This is a genomic window from Mesorhizobium sp. M7A.F.Ca.US.005.03.2.1 (assembly GCF_003997795.1).
Lineage (GTDB): Bacteria > Pseudomonadota > Alphaproteobacteria > Rhizobiales > Rhizobiaceae > Mesorhizobium > Mesorhizobium ciceri.
On the sequence record NZ_RZRP01000410.1, the window covers coordinates 1 to 5,535 of the forward strand.

The following is a 5,535-nucleotide window of genomic DNA, read 5'->3' on the forward strand; positions in this document are numbered from 1 at the left end:
AGACAGGTCCGTCATCTTCTCATGGAACAATTTCGTCTTCGGCGTGGTGCTCGCCAGCCGTGAGACGCGCACGCTGCCGGTCGCCGTCTACAACATGCTCTCCTACGAGCAAGTGAGCTGGGGGCCGCTCGCCGCCGCGGCCCTGGTGGTGACACTGCCGGTACTGGTCCTGACCATGTTCGCACAAAGGCAGATCGTCGCCGGACTGACCGCGGGCGCCGTCAAGGGCGGCTGAAGGCACGCTACGGCATCGCACTCTTTTTCGAGGAAAACCCAATGGCATCGGTCACAATCAACAACGTGCAAAAGGCTTTCGGAACGGCCAGGATTATCCACGATGTCAGCGTCGATATCGCTGACGGCGAGTTCGTCATCCTGGTCGGCCCGTCGGGCTGCGGGAAGTCGACGCTGCTGCGCATGATTGCCGGACTTGAAACGATCTCGGGCGGCAGGATCGCCATTGGCGATCGCACCGTCAACAATCTGCGGGCGCGCGACCGCAACATCGCCATGGTGTTCCAGAACTACGCGCTCTATCCGCACATGACGGTGGCCGACAATATGGGCTTTGCCCTCAAGATCAAGAAAGCCGATCCGGCCGACACCGCAAGCCGCGTCGGCAGGGCCGCCAGCATCCTGGGCCTCGACAAGCTGCTCGACCGCTATCCGCGCCAGCTCTCCGGCGGCCAGCGCCAGCGCGTCGCCATGGGCCGCGCCATCGTGCGCGACCCGCAAGTCTTCCTGTTCGACGAGCCGCTCAGCAATCTCGACGCCAAATTGCGCGTCCAGATGCGCGGCGAGATCAAGGCGTTGCACCAGCGGCTGGGCACCACCACCATTTACGTCACGCATGATCAGATCGAGGCCATGACCATGGCCGACAAGATCGTCGTGCTGCATGACGGCCTTGTCGAGCAGATCGGTGCGCCGCTCGACCTTTATGACCGTCCGGCCAATCTGTTCGTTGCCGGCTTCATTGGCTCGCCGGCCATGAACTTCATTGCCGGCCGCGTCGAGGAAGGCGTTTTCCGCAGCACCGGCGGGCTGACCCTGCCGCTGCCGGAAGGCATCAACCTGGCAAAAATTCCCGTGGGTGAACTCATCTACGGCATCCGTCCCGAACATATCCGAGCAACGATTTCCCAGGGTATTGCCGGCACGATCGTGCTTCTGGAAGCCACGGGTTCGGAAATCTTCGCCAGGGTCGACTGCGCCGGCGAGGAAATCTCCTGCCTATTCCGGGAGCGGCTTGCGCTGAAGCAAGGCGCGCAGATGCGCATCGAGATCGACCGCGCCTGTGCTCATCTGTTCGACGCCAAGACCGGTCGGCGATTCTAGCGCAAAGGTCTGATATCCCGGCGCAAAGGTCTCAAGCCACGGTTCGCTCTTGCCACTCGCATCGCTTGGCAGCAATCTCGGATCAAAGAGCCGCTCATCGGGTGGATGTCGGCGTCCCGGGGTTTTGCCATGACACGCGATCAGATGCTCGCCCACCTTCGATCCGCCGACGCGGTCGCGCGCGAGGCGGCGGCACATGGGCATCATCCCTTTGGTTGCGTTCTGGTCGGGCCGGATGACCGCGTGCTGATGCGGCAGGGCAATCTCGACACGGTGCGCCATGCCGAGACGGAGCTCGCCCGGCGCGCCGCGGCTGCCTACGAGCCGGAGTTCCTGTGGCAATGCACGCTGGTCTCAACCTTCGAGCCGTGCGCGATGTGCGCCGGCACGATGTATTGGGCCAATATCGGGCGGCTGGTTTACGGGGTAGAGGAGACCGAGCTCCTGGCGCTCACCGGGGATCACGCGGAGAATCCGACGATGAGCCTCTCTTCGCGCACCGTCCTCGGCTCCGGCCAGAAAAAGATCGAGGTCTTTGGCCCCTTCCCCGAAATCGCCGACGAGATGCTCGCACCGCACCGCGATTTCTGGAAGCGCTGACGGCTTCGTCCCGGTTGGTAAGGTCGATCAATGGCAGCAGTGACTGTCGGATCGCGGTGGGAGTCGCCGCCGCCGTTCAACAAAATCAAAGACTTGTAGAATCAACGATCCGAAGTGGGACGATCTTGTCATGCGTTGCCCGTGGCGAGATCCTTGAGTAGGGCGTGCAGGCCGTGAAAACTCGCACAGTCGCTGCTTTTCTCAAAGACTTAAAGATCCTAAGTGGCTGATATTTAACGCTAAAACAATGGTGAGCGCGATGGGATTCGAACCCATGACCTACTGATTAAAAGTTTGCTGTTCCGACTTTTAGACGGAACCTATAGCCTTTTAATAAGAGCTTGGAACCCTTGGAAATCCGTCATATTGTGCTTGGATAGTTTTTAAGTCCGGGTGCTAGCGTTTTACACAGCGCCCTTATTAGAGGCCTTAGTAAGATGCCAAAAGCGAAGCTCACGACCAAGGGTGACATAGATTCATTGCCCCTCGTACCGACCGGCCAAGAGCACTGGTGGTGCACTGACTTGCGAGGCTTCGGCGTGGTCGTCGGAGCCAGGACAAAAACGTTTGTTGTCCAGCGCGACGTGCGGGGAAAGAGCCGAAGGGTCAGCATCGGGCGATATGGCGACATAACGCTCCAGCAAGCGCGCAAGCGAGCCGAGGAGCTTATGGGCGAGATGCGGGGCGGTGTTGACCCCCTCGCGGAACGCCGTGCCGCTGCCGCCAACAACATGACATTGCTTGAAGCCTGGGAGTTGTATAAGGGCCATCTCGACGCCAAAGAGCGCTCGCCAAAAACCGGCGACGAGTATTGGAAAAACCTCAACCGCTACTGTTCCGATTGGCTTAATCGGCCATTAGCTGAGATCAGTCGCGAGGCCGCCAACGCGCGGCACCGGCTTATCGGCAAGCAGAACGGCAAGTACGCTGCCAACGCCACCATGGTCGCTCTTAGGGCGATTTGGCGGCGTGTCCAAAGGCAGCACCCAGCTCTGGGCGCGCCGCCGACCGAGAACGTGGATTTCTTCGAAGAGAAGCCGCGCAAGACGGTGATCACCTACGACATGCTGCCCGACTGGTGGCTGGGTGCAAACTCAATCGATAACCCCATCCGCCGCGATCTGTATATCTGGCTGCTCTTCACCGGCACCCGGAGTGAGGAAGCGCGGTCGATACGCTGGGCTCAGGTGGACCTAGACACCGGCACCCTGCATTTCCCGATCACGAAGACAGAGGCATTCACCCTACCGCTATCAGACTTCTTGATCGGCCTCCTAAGGTCGCGAAAGGCATGCGAATTCACTATCGCGCAGTTCGGCTCAGACTGCGAATTCGTGTTCCCGGCATCCAGCAAGACAGGGTTCATTGCCGAGCCGAAACTGAACGAAAAGGAAGTCGAGCGTTTCCCCTGCGAATGGACACCACATACCCTGCGCCATACCTTCGTGACGATGGCCGAGAACAAGGTGGCGATTTCTGAAACCCATCGGCGGCTGCTCGTGAACCACGCCATCCCGAAATCAGGTGATGCGCATGCTGGCTACAATCACCCCGAACTGGATGATCTTCGCCGAAGCCAGCAGGCGGTTACGAATGCCTTCAAGGCCGCGATCTGGAAGTTCGCCTATCCGCAACTGCCACTGTAAAATAGCTTTACGAGCATAAAAACGGCGCTATGCTTGCGCTGTAAATTGTCTGTCAGGGCAAGGCGAAAATACCACTGACGGATAGTTCCTGTCGCAGGGAACAGCCCAACTTCGCTTGGCACTTGGGACCAACGCCCATACTGCCGTGATGCCCCTACGGGATGGGGAGCCGGGTTCACTCAATGACCGTAGGCAGGCACGGTCGTCTCGTGAGTGAGAATCCGACCATGAGCGACACTAATCGCGAATACATGAACACCAAGCAGGCTGCCGAGTACCTTGGCTTCTCCACCCAGTTTCTTGAGATCGGCCGCCACAAAGGTTACGGCCCGCCCTATCTGAAGTACCCGCAGGTCGTGAAGTATCGACGCTGTGACCTGGACGAGTGGGCCGCAAAACACCTCCGGCAGCATACCAGTGAGGTGGCATGAAAACGCCGACCCTGTGGAAGCAGGATCGGCGTTGCTCAGAGGTCAACACATGGAGCCAAGTGGTGCGAAACTTCGCTTGGACCAACTCCCAACATACCCGCAAAAACTTGATAAAACAAGGAGTTGCGGCTTATGGGCAACCAATCGCCAGTTAAGATATGGGACCTATTCGGCGGGTCCAATGAGGCTCACGGGCGGTACACCGTCCAAAGGACGAGCGAGCGAGGAAAGGCCGAAGGCAAGGCAGTAACCGAACCCGGCCCAGCAACGCAGGCTATCTGGAACGCCCATCTGGCTGGCACCGGACCTGGGGTTGGTGTCATCCCAATTCGAAGGGATGGAACTGTCCTCTGGGGATGCATCGATGTTGATGTGATTGGCATTGATCATGCTGCTCTCGAACAAGACATTGAAGATCTGAAACTTCCGCTGGTGGTCAGTCGATCAAAGTCAGGGGGCGCCCACGCCTTTCTGTTTTTGAAGGAACCGGCACCCGCTAGTGCGATCCAGCATTATCTCGCGCAATGCTCATCCGCTCTTGGATATGGCGGCTGTGAGATATTCCCGAAGCAAACTGCGGCCACAGAAGAGCAACCGGGCAACTGGCTCAATATGCCGTATTTCTTCGCGGACAAGACCAATCGATATGGCACCCACAACGGCGAGCTACTCGACCTACAAACGTTCGTGGATTTCGCCGCTAGCCGCCGCGTCTTGGCCGACGAATTGGTGCCGCCCCGCCAATTCGAACCGGTCCTAGCAAGCGAACGTTTCCAGTTGCCTGAAATCATCGAGGAAAGCAGCGGTCCCTACCAAGACAGCAAGGGGAAGGACTACTATGGCCGCAACCAGGTTCTTTACCACCACGGCTGTTCGCTGCGCTCAAGGGGCGCTGATGACGCAACGGTGGCATCGAACCTTGCTGAGGTAAACGCAAACCGATGTCGGCCACCCATCGAGCCGCGCAAACTCGATCTCATCATCAGGCAAGTGCAAAAGCTGCCGGTCGGAGAACCAGCACAGTCGAAGAAAGAGACCATCCCCAAGCTGCCGAAACTTGAGCCGGCAGTCTGGCCCGCCCCAGCGAGCATCCCGCGCCTGGACCGCCTGTATGGCCACCACTATGTGCGCGGCTTCGTGTCGGTGACAGCGGGTCCCGGTGGGATAGGCAAAAGCTCGCTCAGCCAAGCTGAAGTTGTGATGATGCTTGCCCACATAGGCATGGTCGAGGGGCGCTTGTCGCCGCGCCCTTTGAACGTCCTGTACGTGAATCTCGAAGACGATCTGGATCAGATTTGGCGGCATTTTCTGGCAACGGCGAGCCACTACGGAATCGACCCGAAGACGCTTGAAGGGAAGCTGTTCGTTCACTCCGGGCAGGATCAGCCCATCAAGATTGCCGAGTTGAAGAAACACGACGTCCGGGTCTGGACCGAACTCGTTGATGAACTGATCCAGTTCGCATTAGCGAACAACATCGACGTGGTGATCTTCGATCCGTTCGTCAGCCTCCATAGTGT

General features: G+C 58.8%; 5 protein-coding genes and 1 pseudogene. All 6 read left to right on the forward strand.

From position 1 onward, the window contains the following. Positions 1 to 235, forward strand: a pseudogene (locus tag EN991_RS21435) (carbohydrate ABC transporter permease); the annotation flags it as partial. Positions 236 to 276: 41 nt separating this feature from the next. Beyond that, the gene (gene ugpC / locus EN991_RS21440) at positions 277 to 1,338 is read left to right on the forward strand and encodes a sn-glycerol-3-phosphate ABC transporter ATP-binding protein UgpC (RefSeq protein WP_127369499.1); all 1,062 of its coding nucleotides are present in this window, start codon (positions 277 to 279) and stop codon (positions 1,336 to 1,338) included. Positions 1,339 to 1,467: 129 nt separating this feature from the next. Beyond that, a complete protein-coding gene (locus EN991_RS21445; RefSeq protein ID WP_064995888.1) occupies positions 1,468 to 1,938 on the forward strand; it encodes a nucleoside deaminase in 471 nt (156 codons plus the stop codon). 437 nt (positions 1,939 to 2,375) lie between these two features. Next, on the forward strand, positions 2,376 to 3,584 hold the full coding sequence (locus EN991_RS21450) for an integrase family protein (protein WP_127369500.1): 1,209 nt from the start codon (positions 2,376 to 2,378) through the stop codon (positions 3,582 to 3,584). Between the two features lie 227 nt (positions 3,585 to 3,811). After that, positions 3,812 to 4,015 (forward strand): helix-turn-helix domain-containing protein, encoded by a 204-nt coding sequence (locus EN991_RS21455; RefSeq protein ID WP_127369501.1) that lies wholly within the window; start codon positions 3,812 to 3,814, stop codon positions 4,013 to 4,015. A 132-nt stretch (positions 4,016 to 4,147) separates the two neighbouring features. Beyond that, a partial coding sequence (locus tag EN991_RS21460; RefSeq protein WP_164769255.1) for an AAA family ATPase occupies positions 4,148 to 5,535 on the forward strand: 1,388 nt, incomplete at its 3' end.